The organism is Mesorhizobium jarvisii, from assembly GCF_003601985.1.
Lineage (GTDB): Bacteria > Pseudomonadota > Alphaproteobacteria > Rhizobiales > Rhizobiaceae > Mesorhizobium > Mesorhizobium jarvisii.
Window position 1 is genome coordinate 106,181 of sequence record NZ_QZXA01000006.1, and the last position, 21,123, is coordinate 127,303.

Consider the following 21,123-nt stretch of genomic DNA (forward strand, 5'->3'; position numbering starts at 1 on the left):
CTGCGGCTCCCCCGCAGCACCACGTAGCTCTGCCTTCGCTCGATAGTGATCGAAAACGTCTCGTTCGGCTTAGATGCCTGCGACGACACACAGGTTCTTCATCCGTGATACGGCAAGGTCAGGATCGGCCAGCAGGCCTGCCTGGTCGGCAAGGCGAAAGATTTCGGCGTAGTGGCGGATGCCGCGCGCCGACTGCATGCCCCCGACCATGGTGAAATGGTCCTGGTGGCCGTTCAACCAGGCCATGAAGACGATGCCGGCCTTGTAATATTCGGTCGGCGCCTCGAAGATTTTTCGCGATAGCGGCACCGTCGGCGCCATCAGCGCGTCATAGCCGGCGCGGTCGCCCACGGCGAGCCTTGCCAGGGCGGCGTTGGCGACCGGCGCGATGGCGTCGAAAATGCCAAGCAGCGCGTGCGAATGCCTGTTGCCGTCGCCGGCGATCAGTTCGGGGTAGTTGAAGTCGTCACCGGTGAACATCACGACGCCGTCCGGCAACCGGTTACGCAGCGCGACTTCCTTGCCGGCATCGAGAAGCGATATCTTTATGCCCTCGACCTTGTCTGCGTGGCGTTCGATGATGGCGACCACCGTATCGAGCGCGGTCTCGAAATCGCGGCTGCCCCAATAGCCCTTCAAGGTAGGGTCGAACATGTCACCCAGCCAGTGCAGGATGACCTTGCCGGAGGCCTGGCTCAAGATGCGGTCGTAGACGCGCGCATAATCGTCCGGCCCCTTCGCGACAGCCGCCAAGGCGCGGCTGGCCATCATGATCGCCTTGCCGCCCTGCCCTTCGATGAAGGCGAACTGCTCGTCATAGGCCGCGATCACATCGTCGAGCGTCCCGGCAGCGGCCGGCGCCAGATGATCGGTTCCCGCACCCGAGGCAAGATCGGCGCCTTCGACGGTGCGCGCCTCGGCGATCGAGCGGCGGATCAATTCCTTCGCATTGGCCCAGTCGAAACCCATGCCGCGCTGCGAGGTGTCCATCGCCTCGGCAATGCGGAAGCCGAGCCGCCACAAATGATGGCGGAACGCCATCGTCCTGTCCCAGTCGACCGCGGGCCGCGACCATGGATCGGTCATTTCGAGGGGATCGGCAACGACATGCGCGGCGGCATAGGCGACGCGTGAAAACCGTGCGCCGATCGCCGGCTGCACCGGCTGTCCAACAAGCGCGTAGCGGGCGTTGCGTCCACCTTCGGCAGGCAAGACAATATCCATCGACCTCTCCCTTCGCAGCGCCTATTAAATGGAACGTTCCAATAAATCAAGAACCTTTAAGATTCGGGGCGAAGTTGGCGGCAAATGCTGCGCTGCAGCACACGAAGCCTTTCCTGATGGGCCATTTGAGTACGAACAATCAGTTTTTGCGGCTGAGAAAAATTCGCGATTGACTCAAGATTGAACCAGTGATTAGAACGTTCCAATAAATTCGATTGGGAAAACTGGGAGGACGCATCGAGATGGCCAGCCGGGCCAAGGCCACGATATTCGACATTGCCCGCGAGGCGGGCGTGTCCAAATCGACGGTATCGCTCGTGCTCCAGGGCAGCGGGCTGATCCGGCCTGAAACCGCGGTCAAGGTGCGCAAGGCGATCGAGGATGTAGGCTATGTCTACAACCGCGGCGCCGCCAATCTGCGCAAGGCCCATTCCAACGTCATCGGCATGGTCATCAACGACCTCACCAACCCATTCTTCGCCGAACTGGCCGTCGGCATGGAACGCGTCTTCCAGTCGGCCGGCATCGTGCCATTCATCGCCAATACGGCGGAGAATCCGGTGCGCCAGGAAGAGGTGCTGAAGTCACTGATGGAACAAGGCGTCGCCGGGCTCATCGTGTCACCGGCGCGCGGCACCACGCCAGGCGCTTTCCGGCGGCTGGAATTGGCGGGCGTGCCGGTGGTCTTCGCCATGCGCCGCCTGCCCGAAAGCCGCATCCCTGTGATCGCGCCCGACAATCATCGCGGTGCCTATCTTGCCGCGGCTCATCTGATCGCCAAAGGACATCGCCGGCTCGCCTTCTTCGGCGGCACCTCGGATCTGGTGGTTTATCAGGAACGGCTGGGCGGCTTTCGCGAGGCCTGCGAGACGCTGGGCATCTCCGCCCGCGACGTGCTGGTCGTCGAGGGCGAAACCAACCGCAGAGGCGGCCTCGCCTGCCTGGATACCGCTCTCACGATGGCTGAACCGCCGACCGCGGCTCTCTGCTTCAACGACGCCGTCGCCTTTGGCGTGATGCTGGCGTTGCGCAAGCGCCGGCTTGAGCCGGGACCGGATTTCGCCGTCGTCGGCTTCGACGACGTGGTCGAGGCCGAACACTACATGCCGGCGCTGACCAGCGTCGCGGTGGACACAGCCGGCCTCGGCGAGCGCGCCGCTCACGTCATGCTCAAGCTGATCCAGTCGCGCACCACGCGGGCCGAAGACCATATCGGCGCGGTCAATCTCGTGGTCAGGGAAAGCTGCGGTCCGGATCTCCGCACGCGAAACAGGCCGACGGGAACGGGAGGCGCCGCGTGAGTGTCAAATGGGGGTTGATCGGCGCCAGCACGATCGCCAGGCAGTTCATGATCAACGCCATCCGCGCGCAAGAGGGTGGCGAGATCGCGGCGGTGATGAGTTCCAATCCGGAACGCGCCACGGCCTATGCCAGGGAAAACGGCATTCCATCCGCCGTGTCGACCTTGGATGCCTTGCTGAAGTCCGACATCGACGCGGTCTACATCTCGACTACCAACGAGCTGCATCTCGACCAGGCGCTAGCCGCCATCAAGGCGGGCAAGCATGTGCTGTGCGAGAAGCCGCTGGCGCTGACCAGCGCCGACGCCCGAAAAATGGTGGCGGCAGCCAGGGCGGCCGGCATCGTGCTCGGCACCAACCATCATCTGCGCAACGCCGGCGCGCATCGCGCCATGCGTGAGGCCATCGCATCGGGGCGCATCGGCAAGCCGATCGCCGCACGCGTCTTCCATTCCGTCTATCTGCCGGAGACCCTGCAGGGCTGGCGCATCACCAAGCCGGAAGCCGGCGGCGGCGTGGTGCTCGACATCACGGTGCACGATGCCGACACGCTGCGCTTCGTGCTCGGCGACGATCCGGTCGAGGTCTCGGCCTTCACGCAATCGGCCGGCATGGCCGGCGGCGGACTGGAAGACGGCGCCATGTGCATCTGGCGCTTCAAGTCGGGCCTCATCGCTCAGTCGCATGAAGGCTTCACCACCAAATTCGCCGGCACCGGCTTCGAGGTGCATGGTTCGGAAGGCTCGCTGATCGCCAGCGATGTGATGACCCAGAAGCCCGACGGCTCGGTGCTGCTGCGCACGGCCAAGGGCGAGGAGCAGCTGAGCTTCGATCGCGAGGACCTCTACGTCAGATCGGTGCGTCAGTTGCATGCCGCGATCCTCGGCAAGGGCCAGCCTGCCGCCACCGGCGAGGACGGCGTCTGGTCGCTCACTGCAGCCGAGGCGGCATTGCAATCGGCCAGCTCCGGCAAGGCCGTCAAGATCGACCCGAAACTCGGGAGCATGAAGTGAGCAAGGTCGTTTCCGCAGCGCAGGCAGCCAGCCTGATCAAGGATGGCATGACGGTATCCGTGTCGTCGTCGAGCGGACTCGGCTGTCCGGACGCGGTGCTGGCCGCCATCGGCGAGCGCTTCGATAGCGAAGGTCATCCCAAGAACATCACCACGCTGCACCCGATCGCCGCGGGCGACATGTACGGCATCAAGGGCATCGATCATCTGGCCAAGCCCGGCCTGTTGAAGCGCACGCTGTGCGGTTCGTACCCGTCCGGCCCCTCCTCCGCCGAGCCGCCGCAGATCTGGAAAATGATCGGCGACAATTCGGTCGCCGCCTACAACGTGCCGTCCGGCATCCTGTTCGACATGCACCGCGAGGCCGCCGCCAAACGGCCGGGCGTGCTGACCAAGGTCGGTCTCGACACCTTCGCCGACCCGCGCCATCAGGGCTGCGCCATGAACGCGGCGGCCAGCGAGCCGATCGTCTCGGTACAGCAGTTTGACGGCGAGGAATGGCTCTATTTCCGCTCGATCGTGCCCAACATTTCGATCATCCGCGCCACCACGGCGGACGAGCGCGGCAACCTCACCTATGAACATGAAGGCGCCTATCTCGGCGGCCTCGAACAGGCGCTTGCGGCCCGCAACAATGGCGGCGTCGTGATCGCACAGGTAAAGCGCGTCGTCGAGAACGGCACGCTAAAGCCGCATGATGTGCGCGTGCCCGGCGTGCTGGTCGACCATATCGTTGTCGCGCCCGACCAGTTGCAGACGACGCTGACGCCTTACGACCCGGCGATTTCGGGCGAGATCTTCCGGCCGCTGTCGACCTTCCGCAACGCCGAGATGAACGTGCAGAAGGTGATCGCGCGCCGCGTCGCCATGGAATTGCGCGACGGCATGGCCGTCAACATCGGCTTCGGCATCTCGGCCAACGTGCCGCGCATCCTTCTGGAAGAAGGCCAGCACGGCAAGGTCACCTGGGTGATCGAGCAGGGCGCGGTCGGCGGCGTGCCGCTGCTCGACTTCAAGTTCGGCTGCGCCTCCAACGCCGAGGCGATCATGCCCTCACCGCACCAGTTCATCTATTTCCAGGCCGGTGGTTTCGACGCCTCGCTGCTGTCCTTCCTGCAAATCGACCGCCACGGCTCGGTCAACGTGTCGAAACTGTCGGCGCGGCCGCATGTCACCGCCGGCGCCGGCGGCTTTGTCGACATCACCGCGCGGGCGAAGAAGATCGTCTTCTCCGGCTTCTTCAATGCCGGCGCCAAGCTTTCGCTGGCCGATGGCGGCATCCACATCGACCAGGAGGGCAAGGTCAAGAAGGTGGTCAACGAGGTCGAGCACATCTCGTTTTCCGGCAAGCGCGCCGTCGCCCAAGGCCAGGACATCACCTATGTTACAGAGCGCTGCGTGATGAAGCTGACGCCCGACGGCCTGATGGTCACCGAGCTGGCGCCGGGCATCGACCTCGAGCGCGATGTCCTGGCGCAGGCCGAGATGCCGCTCGGTGTCGCCAACGACCTCAAGGTAACGCCGGCGGCACTCTACCAGGATCGGCCGATCGGCCTGTCGCTGAATGGCGGCGCCTCGCTCGGAGACGCGCATGGCTGAGCGCCTCGTCATATTCGAAAGGGACGGCGCCATCGGCATCGTCACGCTGCGCCGCCCGGAAAAGTTCAACGCGCTGGACATTCCGATGCTGAGGGCGCTGGAAGCCGCGCTCGACGAGGCAGAGATGGCCGAAGGCGTGCGCGTCGTGCTCTTGCGCGGCGAAGGCAAGGGCTTTTGCGCCGGCGGCGATGTCGAGGCCTGGGGTGCGATGAGCGCCGCCGATTTCCAGGTGCAATGGGTGCGCTATGGTCACCGCGTGTTCGACCGGCTGGCGCGGCTGCGGCAACCGACGATCGCCGTGCTGTCCGGTCATGCGCTGGGCGGCGGGCTGGAACTGGCGGTCGCCTGCGATTTCCGGGTCGCCGAGGCGCATGTGAAATTGGGCTTCCCCGAAACCTTGATCGGCGTCGTCCCCGGCTGGTCCGGAACGCAGCGCGCCGTGCGCCGCTTCGGCGCGCAGACGGTGCGGCGCATGGCCTTGGGTGGTGAGATACTCCTCGCTCCCGAAGCGCTGGCCCTTGGCGTGGTGGATCGGGTGACCGAAACCGGCAAGGCATTCGACGAAGCCAAGAGCTGGGGGGAAAAGATCGCCGAACGTGGCCCGCTGGCGACGGAAGCGGCCAAGCTGATGATCGCGGTGGCCGAGGGCGAGGAAAGTGCGGCCGCCACCGAAGCGCTGGCCAGCGGCTTTATCGCGCTCACCGGCGACCTCAAGGCCGGCGTCGACGCCTTCAAGGCCAAGCAGAAGCCAGCATTTTCAAGAAGCTAGAGAAAACAGTCCTGATGAACGCACCCCTCAACATCGCCATGCCCGCCGAGGCCTCAACCGCGCCGAAAAATTATCGGCTGCTGATCGACGGCAAGCACGTCGATGCTCGCGACGGCCGCACGCTGGAACGCAAGAGCCCCGGCCACGGCTTCACCGTTTCGCGCTATGCGCAGGCCGGCGAGGCCGAGGTCGAAACGGCCGTGCAGGCCGCGCACAAGGCGTTCGAGACCGGCCCATGGCCACGCATGAAGGCCGGCGAGCGCGCCGCGATCCTTTTCAAGGCGGCCGACCTGATCGAGACACGGCTGGAAGACATCGCCCGGCTCGACGCGCTCGAATCCGGCAAGCCGATCGCCCAGGCGCGCGGTGAGATCGGCGGCGCCGTCGACATCTGGCGCTATGCCGCCTCGCTTGCACGCACGCTGCATGGCGAGAGCTACGCCAATCTCGGCGATGCGATGCTGGGCGTGGTCGTGCGCGAGCCGATCGGCGTCGTGTCGATCATCACGCCGTGGAATTTCCCGTTCCTCATCGTCAGCCAGAAACTGCCTTTCGCGCTCGCCGCCGGCTGCACGGCGGTGGTCAAGCCGAGCGAAATGACCTCGGCCTCGACCTTCGTGCTGGGCGACATCCTGCTCGAAGCCGGCCTGCCCGCCGGCGTCGTCAACATCCTCGCCGGTCTGGGCGCCGATGTCGGCGCCCCGATGGTCAGCCACCCCCTGGTCGAGATGGTGTCGTTCACCGGCTCGACCCGCGTCGGCAAGATGACCATGGCGTCCGCCGCGCAGTCGCTGAAGAAGGTCTCGATGGAGCTTGGCGGCAAGAACGGCCAGATCGTCTTTCCCGATGCCGACCTCGAGGCCGCCGCCGACGCGGCCGTGTTCGGCGGCTTCTTCAATGCCGGCGAATGCTGCAATGCCGGCAGCCGGCTGATCGTGCACGAGGCGATCGCCGACGATTTTCTCAATGCCGTCAAGGCGCTCACAGCCAAGGTGAAAGTCGGCGACCCGCTCGACGAGCAAACCAAGGTCGGCGCAATGATCTCGTCCGACCATCTGGCCAAGGTGACGGATTACGTTGCGGCAGCGGCAGGCAAAGGCAGCAATGTCTTCAGCGGCGGCAAGCAGTTGGCCTCTAATGCCGGCCAATATCTCGACCCGACCATCTTACGCTACGTCACCGAGGACATGGCGATTGCGCGTGAGGAAGTGTTCGGCCCGGTGCTCTCCGTGCTCACTTTTGAATCGATTGAAAAGGCGTTGCACATCGCCAACAACACGCCCTATGGTCTGTCTGCAGGCGTGTGGAGCGCCAGCATCGACACTTGCATGTCGGTGGCGCGTGGGGTGCGTTCGGGGACGGTTTGGGTGAACACATTCATGGAAGGTTATCCCGAGCTGCCTTTCGGGGGCTACAAGCAGTCCGGTCTCGGACGCGAACTCGGCAAACGCGCCGTCGAGGACTATACCGAGGAAAAGACAATCCAGTTTCATCGCGGCCAGCGCACCGGATGGTGGGTCGGCTGAGTTGGGAAGAACCCGGTGGGCTTCCACCGGTCGTGTAATGCAACAAGGGAGGAAGTACATGTTGCGCAAACTGCTTATCGGAACGGCTCTTGCGACGAGCTTTGCCTTCTCGGCGCACGCCGCGGACGTCAAGGAAGTGCAGATGCTGCATTGGTGGACGTCGGGCGGCGAAGCGGCTGCCCTCAACGTGCTGAAGGGCGACCTGGCCAAGGAAGGCTATGCCTGGAAGGACGTTCCGGTCGCCGGCGGCGGCGGTGATGCTGCCATGACCGCGCTGAAGGCGATGGTCGCGGCCGGCAACTATCCGACCGCCTCGCAGATGCTCGGCTACACCGTGCTCGATTATGCCGCGGCCGGCGTGATGGGCGACCTGACCGAGACGGCGAAGAAGGAAGGCTGGGACAAGTCGGTTCCGGCGGCCCTGCAGAAATTCTCGGTCTATGACGGCAAGTGGGTCGCGGCTCCGGTCAACGTCCACTCGGTCAACTGGCTGTGGATCAACAAGGCCGTCATGGAAAAGATCGGCGGCACCGAGCCGAAGACCTTCGACGACTTCGTCGCCCTGCTCGACAAGGCCAAGGCCGCGGGTGTGATCCCGCTCGCTCTCGGCGGCCAGAACTGGCAGGAAGCCACCATGTTCGACTCGGTCGTCCTGTCGACCGGCGGACCCGAGTTCTACAAAAAGGCCTTCAACGACCTCGACGACGCCTCGCTCAAGTCCGACACGATGAAGAAGTCGTTCGACAACCTCGCCAAACTCGTCACCTATGTCGACCCGAACTTCTCGGGCCGCGACTGGAACCTTGCCACCGCCATGGTCATCAAGGGCGATGCCCTGGTGCAGGTCATGGGCGACTGGGCCAAGGGTGAATTCCACGCCGCTAAGAAGACCCCGGGCACCGACTTCCTGTGCTATCGCTTCCCGGGCACCGACGGCTCCGTGATCTACAACTCCGACATGTTCGGCATGTTCAACGTTCCGGACGACCGTAAGGCCGCCCAGGTCGCATTGGCCACCGCCACCCTGTCGAAGAGCTTCCAGTCGGCCTTCAACGTCGTCAAGGGTTCGGTTCCGGCCCGTACCGACGTTCCGGACACCGACTTCGACGCTTGCGGCAAGAAGGGCATCGCCGACCTGAAGAAGGCCAATGAAGGCGGCACGCTGTTCGGCTCGCTGGCCCAGGGCTATGGCGCCCCGCCGGCTGTCGCCAATGCCTACAAGGACGTGGTCTCGAAGTTCGTCCATGGTCAGATCAAGACCTCGGACGAGGCCGTGACCGAACTGGTCAAGGCGATCGACGACGCCAAGTAAGCGCAACGCTCGAAATCACCTTCCCCGCCTCGGCGGGGAAGGTTTTATCTCAGGATTGGCCGGCTCGACACCATGCCGACCCAAGACCCGTATACACGGGGCCGCCTTGCCGCCTGACGGCGCAGCACGGACGACCCGAAACGGGAGGAGCTCATGAGCACAGTAGCAACAAGCCAGATCAAGCTGACGCCGGAGCGGTCACGCACCTCTGTGCGCTCGCGCCTGCAGGACGCCTTGCCGAAGATCGTTCTGGCGCCGAGCTTCGCCATCACCATCGTCTTCGTCTACGGCTTCATCCTGTGGACGATCTATCTGTCCTTCACCAATTCCAAGACCTTCCCGTCCTACGTCATCACAGGTTCGCGCGCCTATCAGCGGCTGTGGGGCTGGACCTTCGACACCGACCCGCCATCGAGCTGGTACACGTCGATAACCAATATGGGTATTTTCGGCTTTCTCTACATCCTGATCTGCCTGGCGCTCGGCCTGTTCCTGGCCATCTTGCTCGACCAGAAGATCCGCGGCGAAGGCGTGCTGCGGCCGATCTACCTCTATCCGATGGCGCTGTCCTTCATCGTCACCGGCGTCGCCTGGAAATGGTTCCTCGATCCCGGTCTCGGCCTCGAGCAGACGCTGCATCAATGGGGCTGGACGAGCTTTCATTTCGACTGGATCAAGAACAAGGATTTCGTCATCTACACCGTGGTCATCGCCGGCGTCTGGCAGGCCTCCGGCTTCATCATGGCGATGTTCCTGGCCGGCCTGCGCGGCATTGACGGCGAGATCATGAAGGCAGCGCAGATCGACGGCGCCACAACCTTCCAGCTCTACCGCCGCATCGTCATCCCGCTGCTGCGGCCAATCTTCCTGTCGGCCTTCATCGTGCTCGCCCACCTCGCCATCAAGTCATACGACCTTGTCGTGGCGCTGACCTCCGGCGGCCCCGGCGGCTCGGCCTGGCTGCCTTCGAATTTCATGTACGAATACACCTTCAAGCGCAACGAGATGGCTGTCGGATCGGCCAGTGCGGTGATCATGCTGATGACCATCGTCGCCATCATCGTGCCCTATCTCTATTCGGAACTCAGGGAGAAGCCGCGATGAGCGCTGTCGCCACCCCTGCCCGCCAGGCCTCCGGCGGCATCAACACCAAGCTCGTCAACCGTATCGTCATCTACGGGCTTCTGGCGCTCTTCGCGCTGTTCTACCTGATGCCGCTGTTCGTCATGCTGGTCACCTCGTTCAAGACCATGGACGAGATCCAGAACGGCAACATGCTGGCGCTGCCCAAGGCGCCGACCTTCGACCCGTGGCTGAAGGCCTGGGGCGAGACCTGCGTCGGCCTCACCTGCGCCGGCATCAAGGGCTATTTCTGGAACTCCATCAAGATGGTGGTTCCGGCCGTGCTGATCTCGACCATGCTCGGCGCCCTCAACGGCTACGTGCTGACCAAATGGCGCTTTCGCGGCGCGACGCTGGTGTTCGGGCTGATGCTGTTCGCCTGCTTCATTCCGTTCCAGTCGGTACTGCTGCCGATGGCGACGATCCTTGGCAGCGTCGGCCGCTTCGGGGTGACCTTGCAGAACTCGGTCGGAACCAGCTTCGGCCTCGGCAATTCGACGGTCAATCTCGTCTTCGTCCACGTCGTCTACGGCATCGGCTTCACCACGCTGTTCTTCCGCAACTATTACGAGGCCTTCCCCACCGAATTGATCAAGGCGGCACAGGTCGACGGCGCCTCCTTCTTCCAGATCTTCCGCCGCATCATGCTGCCGAACTCTATGCCGATCTTCGTCGTCACGGTGATCTACCAGTTCACCAACATCTGGAACGACTTCCTGTTCGCTTCGGCCTATGCCGGCACCGGCGACGCGATGCCGATGACGGTGGCGCTGAACAATGTCGTCAACACCTCGACCGGCGTCGTCGAATACAACGTCAATATGGCGGCCGCGATGATCGCGGCTCTGCCCACCCTGATCGTCTATGTCGTCGCCGGCCGCTATTTCGTGCGCGGGCTGATGGCGGGCGCGGTCAAAGGCTGACCAATTCAGAAGGAACGACCATGGCTTTTCTGGAAATTGATGGGCTGAAGAAGCGCTTCGGGAATGTTGAGATCCTGAAGGGCATCGATGTCGAACTCGAAAAGGGCGGCTTCCTGGTGCTGGTCGGTCCGTCCGGCTGCGGCAAGTCCACCCTGCTCAACACCATCGCCGGACTGGAGCAGATCACCGAGGGCGAGATTCGCGTCGACGGCCGCGCCATCAACGATCTGCACCCTTCGAAGCGCGACATCGCCATGGTGTTCCAGAGCTACGCGCTGTACCCCAACATGACGGTGGCCGGGAACATCTCCTTCGGCATGGAAATGCGCGGTGTGCCGGCCGACGAGCGCCAGAAAGCGATCGACAAGGTGGCCAAGGTCCTGCAGATCGGCCATCTCCTGCAGCGCAAGCCTAGCCAGCTTTCGGGCGGCCAGCGCCAGCGCGTCGCCATGGGCCGGGCGCTGGTGCGCGACCCCAAACTCTTCCTGTTCGACGAGCCTTTGTCCAACCTCGACGCCAAGCTGCGCGTCGACATGCGCATCGAGATCAAGCGCCTGCACGCCACGACCGGCACCACCATCGTTTACGTCACCCACGACCAGATCGAGGCGATGACGCTGGCGACCAAGATCGCCGTCATGCGCGACGGCGAGGTGCAGCAGTTCGGCACCCCGGCCGAGATCTACAACAACCCCACCAACCTGTTCGTCGCCGACTTCATGGGCTCGCCGGCCATGAACCTGATCCCGGCGACCATCGCCACATCGGGCAATGCGCTGTCTGTCGTGCTGCAGCGCGAGGCGCGCGAGCCGATCACGCTGCCGATGGCCAATGCGCCGGCGGGTCTCTCGGCATTCCAGGGCAAGCCGATCATTTTCGGCGTGCGGCCGGAAGCGCTGACCGATCCGGAGGGCGCCGAACGCAACGCCTCGAACATCGCCACCGCCGACCTGCATATCGAGGTCGTCGAGCCGGCAGGTTCCGACACCTTCGCCGTCACCAATCTCGGCGGCAAGGGCGTGGTGGCGCGGCTGCGTGCCGACGCCAACATCCAGCCTGGCACCAGCACGCCGCTCGCCTTCAACCTGACCAAGGCGGTGTTCTTCGATCCGGCGACCGAGAACCGCATCCGCTGACGGCCATGGCAAATCCGGACATCGTCATCATCGGCTCCGGCATTGGCGGCGCCACGATCGCCTCCGGCCTGGCCGGCGGCGGCGCCTCGATCCTGATGCTGGAGCGTGGCGAGCCCTTGCCGGCAACCCCGCATGCCCGCGACACCCGCTCGATCTTCGTCGACGGCCACTACCGGCCGAAGGAGATGTGGCGCGAAGCCGGCGGTGCCGCCTTCAATCCCGGCAACTACTACTATGTCGGCGGCAATTCGAAATTCTACGGCGCGGTGCTGATCCGCTACCGCAGGCAAGATTTTTCGGCCATGGAGCATTTCGGCGGCGTCTCGCCCGCCTGGCCGTTTTCCTATGATGAGTTCGAGCCCTGGTATTCCAAGGCGGAGCAGCTGTTTCGCGTGCGCGGCGCGCTAGGCGAGGACCCGACCGAACCGTTCCACTCGATTCCCTACCCCTTCAAACCTGTACCCGACGAAGCGTCGATTGCCCGCGCCCGCGCCGAACTCAAAGGTGTCGGGCTGCACCCAGCCTCGCTGCCGCTTGGCGTCGACATCGACACCTGGCTGAAGGAAGGTAAAACCGGCTGGGATGCGTTTCCCAACACCGGCCAAGGCAAGATGGACGCCCAGACGGCGCCGCTGGCGGCGGCGCTTAGGGATAGCAACATCCGGCTCGAGACCGGCTGCTACGTCGAGTATCTCGAGGCGGCACCCGATGGCAAAAGCATCGTCGCGATCCACTACCGCCAGAACGGCGAGGCGAAGAAAGTGTCGCCGAAGCTGGTCATCCTGTCCGCAGGCGCGGTCAATTCCGCCGTCATCCTCCTGCGCTCGCCCTCACCCGATGGCAAGGGCCTCGCCAACCGCTCCGACCAGGTCGGCCGCAATTTCATGAACCACAATTCCAGCGCCATGCTGGCCATCGATCCGCGCCGCAGGAACGATGCCGTCTACCAGAAGACACTGATGCTGAACGACTATTATCTGTCGGACGGCAAGGGCGGCAAACCGCTCGGCAATGTCCAACTGCTCGGCAAGATCGACGGCAACATGCTCAAGGCCAATGTGAAGACGATGCCCAAATTCGCGCTCGATTACATGGCCGGCCACGCCGTCGACTGGTACCTGATGTGCGAGGACCTGCCCGATCCCGAAAGCCGTATCATGGTCGACGGCAAGGACATCGTCATGCAGTGGCGGCGCTCCAACATGCAGTCGCTCGACGGCCTGACCAAGGTGATGCGCGAAAACTTCCGCGCCTGCGGCTACCCCATCGTGCTGTCACGTCCCTTCGACAAGCGCACGCCATCGCACCAATGCGGCACGGTGAAGATGGGTGACGATCCGGCGACATCGCCGCTCGACCCGTTCTGCCGGTCGTTCGACCACCGGAACCTGTTCGTCGTCGACGGCAGTTTTTTGCCGAACTCGGCTGCGGTGAATCCCGCGCTGTCGATCGCCGCTCAGGCGTTGCGGGTGGCTGACCATATCCGCACGGTGGAGCTTGCCGCATGACCCGCCCCGCGGCCATCGTCACCGGCGGCGCGCGCGGCATTGGGCTGGCCTGCGCCGAGGCTTTAGCCGATGCCGGCTTTGACATCCTCGTTGCCGACCTTGCCGAACAAGCGCCGGATGACCTTGCCACTGGTATCACAGCACGCGGCGCGAAATTAGCCTATATCACTTGCGACATCGCAGACTTGTCCGCTCACGCCCCGCTGATCGACACGGCCATCCACGTCTTCGGCCGCATCGACTGCCTCGTCAACAATGCCGGCGTCGGCGCCGTGGTGCGCGGCGATCTGCTGGAGCTGAAGCCCGAAAATTTCGACCGCACGCTGGGCATCAACCTGCGCGGCACGGTCTTCCTCAGCCAGGCCGTCGCCAAGGCAATGCTGGCCACACCCGGCGGCCACACAAGATCGATCATCACCGTCACCTCGGTCAGCGCCGAGATGGCCTCGCCGGAGCGCTCCGAGTACTGCATCTCGAAGGCCGGGCTTTCCATGTGGGTGAAGAACCTGGCGCTCAGGCTCGCGCCCGAGAACATCGGCGTATTCGAATTGCGTCCTGGCATCATTCGCACCGACATGACGGCAGGCGTGACCGCCAAATACGATGCCTTGATCGACAGCGGGCTGGTGCCGGCCAAACGCTGGGGCGAAGCTTCAGACATCGGCGCGGTGGTGGCGACGCTTGCCGCCGGAAGGCTCGGCTTTTCGACCGGCTCGATCATCAATGTCGACGGCGCGCTCTCCGTGCCGCGGCTATAGGTGGAAACGACATGACCGACTACATCATCGTGGGCGCCGGCCCGGCCGGCTGTGTTCTGGCCAACCGGCTGAGCGAGGATCCCTTGAATTCCGTGCTGCTGCTCGAAGCCGGCGGCAAGGACTGGCATCCCTACATCCATATGCCGGCGGGCTTCGCCAAGATGACCAAGGGCATCGCCTCCTGGGGCTGGTCCACCGTGCCGCAGAAAAACATGAAGGACCGCGTCTTCTGGTACACGCAGGCCAAGGTGGTCGGCGGCGGCTCCTCCATCAACGCCCAGATCTACACGCGCGGCAATGCCCGCGACTACGACGCCTGGGAGAAGGAAGAGGGTCTCGCCGGCTGGGGCTATCGCGACGTGCTGCCCTATTTCAAGCGCGCCGAGAACAACCAGCGTTTCGCCAACGATTTTCACGGCGACCAGGGGCCGCTCGGCGTGTCGAACCCGATCTCGCCGCTACCGATCTGCGAAGCCTATTTCCGTGCCGGCCAGGAGATGGGCATCCCCTTCAACCCGGACTTCAACGGCGCCAACCAGGAAGGCGTCGGCTATTACCAGCTCACCCAGAAGGACGCCCGCCGCTCCTCGGCCTCGGTGGCCTATCTCAAGCCGATCCGCCCGCGCAAGAACCTGACGGTCAGAACCGATGTGCTGGTGACCCGCATCGTCGTCGAGAAAGGTCGCGCCGTCGGCGTTGAAGTCGTTGACCGGCCGGGCGGCGAGAAGAATATCCTGCGCGCCGGGCGCGAGGTGATCGTCTCGTCCGGCGCCATCGGCTCGCCGAAGCTTTTGATGCAATCGGGCATCGGTCCGGCCGACCACCTGAAATCGGTGGGCGTGACACCCGTGCATGACCTGCCTGGCGTCGGCTCCAACATGCAGGACCATCTCGATCTGTTCGTCATCGCCGAATGCACCGGCGACCACACCTATGACAACTACGCCAAGCTGCACCGCACGGCCTGGGCCGGCCTGCAATATCTGCTTTTGAAGAAGGGGCCTGTGGCCTCCAGCCTGTTCGAGACCGGCGGCTTCTGGTACGCCGACCCGACCGCCGCCTCGCCGGACATCCAGTTCCATCTCGGCCTGGGCTCCGGCATCGAGGCCGGCGTCGAGAAGCTGAACAATCCGGGCGTCACCTTGAACTCGGCCTTCCTGCGGCCGCGCTCGCGCGGCACGGTGCGGCTGAAGAGCGCCGACCCGGCCGACCACCCGCTAATCGATCCCAACTACTGGTCCGATCCCTACGATCGCGCCATGTCGATCAAGGGGTTGCGGCTGGCGCGCGAAATCATGCGGCAGAAGGCCCTTGCCCCTTACGTGCTGCGCGAAGTGCTGCCCGGCCCGTCGCTGGCGACCGACGACGAACTGTTCGACTACGCCTGCCGCAGCGCAAAGACCGATCACCATCCTGTCGGCACCTGCCGCATGGGCCATGACGAGATGGCCGTCGTGACGCCGGATTTGCGGCTGCGCGGCATCGAAGGCTTGCGCGTCTGCGACGCCTCGGTGATGCCGCGCGTGCCCTCCTCCAACACCAATGCACCGACCATCATGGTCGGTGAAAAGGGTGCCGACCTGATCCTCGGCCGTGAACCGCTGCCGCCGGCGGTGTTTTCCGGCAACCGGGCCGCTTGAAGGGGATGAAAGAATGATCAGGCACTGTGTGTTCGCCCGGTTTCGCGGCGATGTCCCCGAAAGCGAGCGCGCGGCGATCCATGCCGACCTCGAGGCGCTTCGAAAGGTGATCGACGGCATGGACACCGTCCACTTCAGTGCCAATGTCAGTCCCGAGCCTTTCGCGCGCGGCTTCGGCCATGGCTTCACCATCGATTTCCGCGATGCCGCCGCCCGCGACGCCTATCTCGTCCATGAAGCTCATCAGCGCGCCGGCGCCCGGCTGGTCGCCGCACTCGAGGGCGGCACGGACGGATTGATGGTCTTCGACCTCGACCTTACGAAAAAGTGACCGCCGGTTCTTCGAAAGCCGGCTGATCGCTGTTCTCTTTTGCGAGCGGGGCGACATATCGTTCCTTTGGGGGCACCAAAGGAGGACGCCTTGAATCTCACCGTCGAGCAGAAGAAAACCGTTCTGGCATCATTCCTGGGCTGGACGCTCGATGCTTTTGATTTCTTCCTTCTGACATTCCTGCTCACCGATATTGCGAGTGAATTCCACACCGATGTCCCGGCAGTCTCAAAGGCACTGTTCCTGACCTTGGCAACGCGCTTCATCGGCGCGTTTTTCTTTGGCATGCTCGCCGACAAATATGGGCGCAAGCCCATCCTCATGCTCAACATCGTCAGCTATTCGGTGATCGGCGCGCTTGCCGCCTTCTCGCCCAATCTCGGCATTTTCCTCGCCCTGCGCGCTTTGTTCGGCATAGCCATGGGCGGCGAATGGGGGCTTGGCAGTTCGCTCGCCATGGAATCCATCCCGCCCAGCGCGCGCGGCTTCGTATCGGGCATCCTGCAATGCGGCTATCCCGCAGGCTACCTCCTAGCGGCGGTGGTCTACGGCCTGCTCTACCAGCAGACGATCGGCGGCTACACGATCGGCTGGCGCGCCATGTTCCTGCTCTCCTTCGTGCCGGCGCTGATCGTGCTCTTCATCCGCTCGCACGTGCCGGAATCGCCGGCCTTCGTCGAGGCGCGGAAATCGGTCAGACCGGGTCTCCTGGAAACGCTGCAGAAGCACTGGGGCGTCGCGCTCTATGCCGTCGTGCTGATGATGTTCTTCAATTTCTTCAGCCATGGCACGCAGGACCTCTACCCGACCTTCCTGAAGAAGCAGCATGGCTTCGATCCTCACACGGTGAGTTGGATCACCATCGTCGCCAATATCGGCGCCATCGTCGGCGGCTTGGCCTTCGGCGCGCTGTCGGAGAGGATCGGCCGCGTCAACGCCATCACACTTGCCTGCCTGATCGCCCTGCCGTCGATCCCGCTATGGGCCTACAGCACCACGCCCTTCATGTTGGCCATCGGCGCTTTCGTCATGCAGGTGGCCGTCCAGGGCGCCTGGGGCGTCATCCCGGTTCATCTCAACGAACTGTCGCCGGGTGCGGTCCGCGCGACCTTGCCCGGCTTCATCTATCAGGCCGGCAACCTTGCCGCATCCTATGGCGGACCGTATCAGGCGGGCATAGCGGAGGCGGCCGGAGGCAGCTACGGCTATGCGCTGGCGCTTTTCGCCGGCGTGGTCGCCGTCTGCATCATCGTCGTCATCCGCTTCAGCCCGGAACGACGCGGCCAGGTGATGACAGTCCTGGGTTGAGTGCGGCCTAACCCAGCCGCAGCGCGATAACCCCGGCAACGATGCTGAGCGCGGCAGCGCCGCGCCAGCCCGTCATCTTCTCGCCAAGCGCATAGACCGAGATCAGCATGGCGAACAGGATCGAGGTTTCGCGCAGCGATGCCACCGAGGCGATCGGCGCCTTGGTCATCGCCCACATCACGATCCAGTAGGCCGCGCCGCTGAGCACGCCGGTGAACAGCCCGGCCTTCCAGTCGCGCGCCAGCACGGGCAGTGACTGCGGCCCGCGGAAGATGAGGCACAGCACCAGCGCCCATGTCGCGTCGCAGACGAACAGCCAGGCCGCGTAGCTTTGCGCCGTCGCCGCCAGCCGCGCGCCGCTGCCGTCCGACAGTGTGTAGCTGGCAATGAAGATCGACGTGCCGAGTGCAAAACCGACGGCGCGCAGGTTGAGCTTCTCCAGATGCGCGCCGCCGCGAAACGACATCACCAGCGTGCCGGCCGACAAAAGCAGGATGCCGAGAATGGCAAACGGTGCCGGCACCTCCTGCACCACCACGATGCCACCAAGTGCTGCCAGCAGCGGTGCCGTGCCGCGCGCCAGAGGATAGGTCTGGGCGAAATCGCCGGCCTTGTAGGCGCCGATCAGGAAGGTTCGGTAGCCCATGTGGAAGACCACCGAAGCGAGAATGAATGGCCAGACCTCGGCCTTCGGGAATTCGACGAAAGGGAGCACGAACAGCGCGGCAAACCCCATGCCCAATGTCATCAGCGTGATCGACAGGAAGCGGTCGAGATGCACCTTGACCAGCGCGTTCCAGATCGCGTGCATGGCGGCTGCGGCAAGCACCGCGAAGAAGACGAAAAGCGTCATTCGGGTCTATCGACCTCCCAAGCCGAGCGGCGTTTCGAGATCGATGTCGACTCGGACCGGGAAATGGTCGGACGCCACTTCGCCTATGTCGGATGCGACCGAGCGGACCCGCCCCGCGAACATCCCGCCGACGAAACAGTGGTCGAGCCGGCGCTTTGCCAGCCTGCCGTCGATGATCTTCTCATGCGTGTGGAAGTCATCAGCGGGTTCGATCGCCACGACGGCGGCATCGACGAAGCCGTCGAGATAGGCAGCACCCCGATGATAGGGCGTGCTGCCGACGATGCGGCGGTATTCGGCGCTGCCCGGCTCCATGTTGAAATCGCCCATCCAGATCGCCGCCAGCGGATTTTCCGGCTCGGCTTCGCCGCTGGTCCAGTTGCGCGAAGGCTCGTCATCGATACCGCTCCACGGCCCGCTGTCTGACGGCGCACGGCGGTGCTCGGCCAGCAGATAGTCGATCTGCTCCAGCCGCTCCTCGGCGGCGATATGGGCGAGATGCAAGGACAGTACCCGCACCGGGCCGACCGGCGTACGGATCATGCATTCGAGCGCCGCGTTGCGTGTGTTGAGCGGCCTGAGCGTCCGGTGCATCGGCAGCACATGCAGGCGCGACCAGACGATCGGCAGTTTCGACAGAACCATGGTGCCGAACTGCCGGCGCCGATTGACCAGGCGACCATCCCGTCGCTCGCTGGCGTCCATGTCGAAGGCCGGGCCGTAGACCCAGTGATAGTCCGGCAGCAGGCGCGACAGCAGCTCCGGCTGGTCGTCGAAATGGCTGCGCTGCCAGTGCCGCTCGACCTCCTGCAAGGCAATGATGTCGGCGCCGTCGACGATGCGCGCCGCGCGCGAAAGATCGTAGCGGCCGTCGCTGCCGAACCCGTACTGGATGTTGTAGCTGACCAGCTTCATTGCTTACCCGGCTCACCTTCGGTGATGGCAGTAGCCGCTCAGTGGATTGCTTGCAATGTGCAGGAGAATGCAAGCGGCTTGTGCCAGAAGCGTCCCCCATGCCCCGCCGCGCGATCATGCACCGATTCCGGACCGCTCCGGTATCCTCCGCCCGCCGGAAAACGCCGCGAGGCATCCAACCAACGCAAGCGGTTCAGCTCCGTCGAAGAACCGTCCTAATCGGTGGTCAATGGCTGGAATCGGCCCGCTGGCGATGCCGCCAGTTCCGCCCAGTCGATCTCTTCCTCCAGCCGGTGATAGGCTTCGTCGCCGATCGTGCCGTTGCTGCGCAATTCCTCCAGCGTGTCGCGCTGGCGGTTGATGGCGTAGAGGCGCAGCCGGTCGTATTCGGTTGCCGCCTGTGCGTCTTCCGGGTTTTCCGCGATCACGCGCTGAGCCTCGTACTGCTCGCGCACGACAGCCGCCGCGGCCGATGTCTTGCGGCTCAGCACGTCGAGTGCGGCCTGCATGACGGCAACGCGCGCCTGCGCAACCTCATTGTCGACGGTTCTGTCGGGATCGAAGTTGAGTATCCGCAGCGCAGGCTTCAGCGTCATCCCCTGCAGCACCAGCGTGCCCAGAACCACCGCGAAGGCGGCAAGCACGATCGGGTCGCGTTCGGGAAAGCCGGCCGGCAGGGCAATGGCCACCACCAGCGTCACCAGCCCCCGCATGCCGCACCAGCCGACCAGCACGGCGCCGCCAAATGTCGGCAAATCCCGCTTGCTGTCTTCGCCGCCGAGACGGGCAAACCATCGGATGATCGCAACATAACTCGCCACCCAGACGAGGCGCGCCACGATGACGACAACCAGCACCGTAGCGGCAAACAGAAAGGCTTCGCCTTGCCCCTCGCCGGAGAGCCGGCCGACGATCGACCGTGCCTGCAGGCCCATCAGCACGAAAGCCAGCACGTTGAGAACGAACACCGCCGACTCCCAGACCGAATAGGTGCTGACACGACGTCTCGCCGACATGCGGCGCGGCGCCCTGCGCGCAATCGTGATGGCGTAGACGACGATGGTGATGATGGCGGAAAGACCGAGCTTGTCGGCCAGTATCCACACGCCGAACGTCCCGGCGAACTGCACCACGGTGCTGCTCGCCGCATCCTCGATACGGGTTAGCGTCAGCAGCGAGAGGCGGCCAAGCAGATAACCGGCTATCAGGCTGCCGATCGTCGAGAGCAGGATCACCGGAATGGCGTTGCTCAGCATGATGGAGCCGAGTGCCGCCGAAACCGCCAGCCGGTAGATCAAGAGCGCGGTGGCATCGTTGAGCAGGCTTTCGCCTTGCAGGATGGCGGTGATGCGGTGCGGCACCTTGAATTGCCCGAGAACGGCACTCGCCGCCACCGCATCCGGCGGCGCGACGATGGCGCCGAGCGCGATCGCCGCCGCGATCGGCAAGCCGGCCATCTTCCAGCCGACGAAGGCAACCACGACAGTGGTGAAGATGACGGCGCCAAGCGCCAAGAGCAGCAGCGACAGCCGGTAGCGCTTCAGGTCGCGCAGCGACGTGTCATAGGCTGCATCGAGAAGCACCGGCGCGATGAACAGGGCAAGCGCCAGTTCCGGATCGATCTCGATCATCGGTGCGCCAGGCACGAAGGCGATGCCAACCCCGGCCAGTGCCAGTAGCGACGGATAGGGGACCTCCAGCCGCCGCGACAGCGCCGTCAGCGCGACAGCTGTCAAAAGCAGGACAAGGGTGAGTTCAAAAAGGGCCATGGCTCATCGTAGCGGCGAAGAGCAACGGTTGGCAGTACCCCGAGGCAGGATACTGTTGATTGTCGAAGCCTTGGCCTGCCAGGGATTTAAAAGTGACCAACTGAGGGGCGGTGCCGA

General features: G+C 64.1%; 18 protein-coding genes. 14 read left to right on the forward strand and 4 right to left on the reverse strand.

Features of this window, described 5'->3' with window-relative positions; translation table 11 throughout:
- Positions 1 to 69 precede the first annotated feature (69 nt).
- On the reverse strand, positions 70 to 1,224 hold the full coding sequence (locus tag D3242_RS16490) for a dihydrodipicolinate synthase family protein (protein ID WP_064980807.1): 1,155 nt from the start codon (positions 1,222 to 1,224) through the stop codon (positions 70 to 72).
- 242 nt (positions 1,225 to 1,466) lie between these two features.
- On the opposite strand from D3242_RS16490, the gene D3242_RS16495 reads away from it, so the two are divergent.
- The 14 genes from D3242_RS16495 to D3242_RS16560 all read left to right on the forward strand — a co-directional run bounded on the left by D3242_RS16495 (position 1,467) and on the right by D3242_RS16560 (position 17,469).
- Entirely contained in the window at positions 1,467 to 2,525 is a 1,059-nt protein-coding gene (locus D3242_RS16495; protein WP_019861068.1) for a LacI family DNA-binding transcriptional regulator, read from the forward strand.
- Positions 2,522 to 3,538: a Gfo/Idh/MocA family protein gene (locus D3242_RS16500; RefSeq protein ID WP_081295876.1), complete on the forward strand. Its 1,017-nt coding sequence runs from the start codon at positions 2,522 to 2,524 to the stop codon at positions 3,536 to 3,538. Before D3242_RS16495 ends, D3242_RS16500 begins: the two co-directional genes overlap by 4 nt.
- Positions 3,535 to 5,136, forward strand: coding sequence for an acyl CoA:acetate/3-ketoacid CoA transferase (locus tag D3242_RS16505; RefSeq protein WP_019861070.1), 1,602 nt, complete (start codon positions 3,535 to 3,537; stop codon positions 5,134 to 5,136). The genes D3242_RS16500 and D3242_RS16505 overlap by 4 nt, the downstream gene beginning before the upstream one ends.
- A complete protein-coding gene (locus D3242_RS16510) occupies positions 5,129 to 5,905 on the forward strand; it encodes an enoyl-CoA hydratase/isomerase family protein (RefSeq protein ID WP_064981672.1) in 777 nt (258 codons plus the stop codon). Before D3242_RS16505 ends, D3242_RS16510 begins: the two co-directional genes overlap by 8 nt.
- Before the next feature lie 14 nt (positions 5,906 to 5,919).
- Entirely contained in the window at positions 5,920 to 7,431 is a 1,512-nt protein-coding gene (locus D3242_RS16515) for an aldehyde dehydrogenase family protein (RefSeq protein WP_064980808.1), read from the forward strand.
- A gap of 58 nt (positions 7,432 to 7,489) precedes the next feature.
- Positions 7,490 to 8,743: an ABC transporter substrate-binding protein gene (locus tag D3242_RS16520; protein WP_064980810.1), complete on the forward strand. Its 1,254-nt coding sequence runs from the start codon at positions 7,490 to 7,492 to the stop codon at positions 8,741 to 8,743.
- Between the two features lie 153 nt (positions 8,744 to 8,896).
- Complete coding sequence (locus D3242_RS16525; protein WP_027047381.1) at positions 8,897 to 9,847, forward strand: carbohydrate ABC transporter permease; 951 nt, start codon at positions 8,897 to 8,899, stop codon at positions 9,845 to 9,847.
- Entirely contained in the window at positions 9,844 to 10,788 is a 945-nt protein-coding gene (locus D3242_RS16530; protein WP_064980812.1) for a carbohydrate ABC transporter permease, read from the forward strand. The genes D3242_RS16525 and D3242_RS16530 overlap by 4 nt, the downstream gene beginning before the upstream one ends.
- A 20-nt stretch (positions 10,789 to 10,808) precedes the next feature.
- Positions 10,809 to 11,924 (forward strand): ABC transporter ATP-binding protein, encoded by a 1,116-nt coding sequence (locus D3242_RS16535; RefSeq protein WP_019861075.1) that lies wholly within the window; start codon positions 10,809 to 10,811, stop codon positions 11,922 to 11,924.
- A gap of 5 nt (positions 11,925 to 11,929) precedes the next feature.
- On the forward strand, positions 11,930 to 13,432 hold the full coding sequence (locus tag D3242_RS16540; protein WP_064980815.1) for a GMC oxidoreductase: 1,503 nt from the start codon (positions 11,930 to 11,932) through the stop codon (positions 13,430 to 13,432).
- Positions 13,429 to 14,190 carry a 3-ketoacyl-ACP reductase gene (locus D3242_RS16545; RefSeq protein ID WP_064980817.1) on the forward strand — a complete coding sequence of 254 codons (762 nt, stop codon included), beginning with the start codon at positions 13,429 to 13,431 and terminating at the stop codon, positions 14,188 to 14,190. Before D3242_RS16540 ends, D3242_RS16545 begins: the two co-directional genes overlap by 4 nt.
- A gap of 11 nt (positions 14,191 to 14,201) precedes the next feature.
- Complete coding sequence (locus D3242_RS16550) at positions 14,202 to 15,830, forward strand: GMC family oxidoreductase (protein ID WP_038649470.1); 1,629 nt, start codon at positions 14,202 to 14,204, stop codon at positions 15,828 to 15,830.
- A gap of 13 nt (positions 15,831 to 15,843) precedes the next feature.
- A complete protein-coding gene (locus D3242_RS16555) occupies positions 15,844 to 16,161 on the forward strand; it encodes a Dabb family protein (protein ID WP_038649472.1) in 318 nt (105 codons plus the stop codon).
- 90 nt (positions 16,162 to 16,251) lie between these two features.
- A complete protein-coding gene (locus tag D3242_RS16560) occupies positions 16,252 to 17,469 on the forward strand; it encodes an MFS transporter (protein ID WP_064980818.1) in 1,218 nt (405 codons plus the stop codon).
- 7 nt (positions 17,470 to 17,476) lie between these two features.
- Here the strand turns inward: D3242_RS16560 and D3242_RS16565 are convergent, their stop codons facing one another.
- From D3242_RS16565 to D3242_RS16575, 3 genes are all read right to left on the reverse strand, one after another.
- Positions 17,477 to 18,322, reverse strand: a complete 846-nt coding sequence (locus tag D3242_RS16565) for an EamA family transporter (protein ID WP_019861084.1) — start codon at positions 18,320 to 18,322, stop codon at positions 17,477 to 17,479.
- 6 nt (positions 18,323 to 18,328) lie between these two features.
- Positions 18,329 to 19,237, reverse strand: a complete 909-nt coding sequence (locus tag D3242_RS16570) for an endonuclease/exonuclease/phosphatase family protein (RefSeq protein ID WP_064980820.1) — start codon at positions 19,235 to 19,237, stop codon at positions 18,329 to 18,331.
- A 215-nt stretch (positions 19,238 to 19,452) separates the two neighbouring features.
- Positions 19,453 to 21,006, reverse strand: a complete 1,554-nt coding sequence (locus D3242_RS16575; protein ID WP_064980822.1) for a cation:proton antiporter — start codon at positions 21,004 to 21,006, stop codon at positions 19,453 to 19,455.
- Between the last annotated feature and the right edge of the window lie 117 nt (positions 21,007 to 21,123).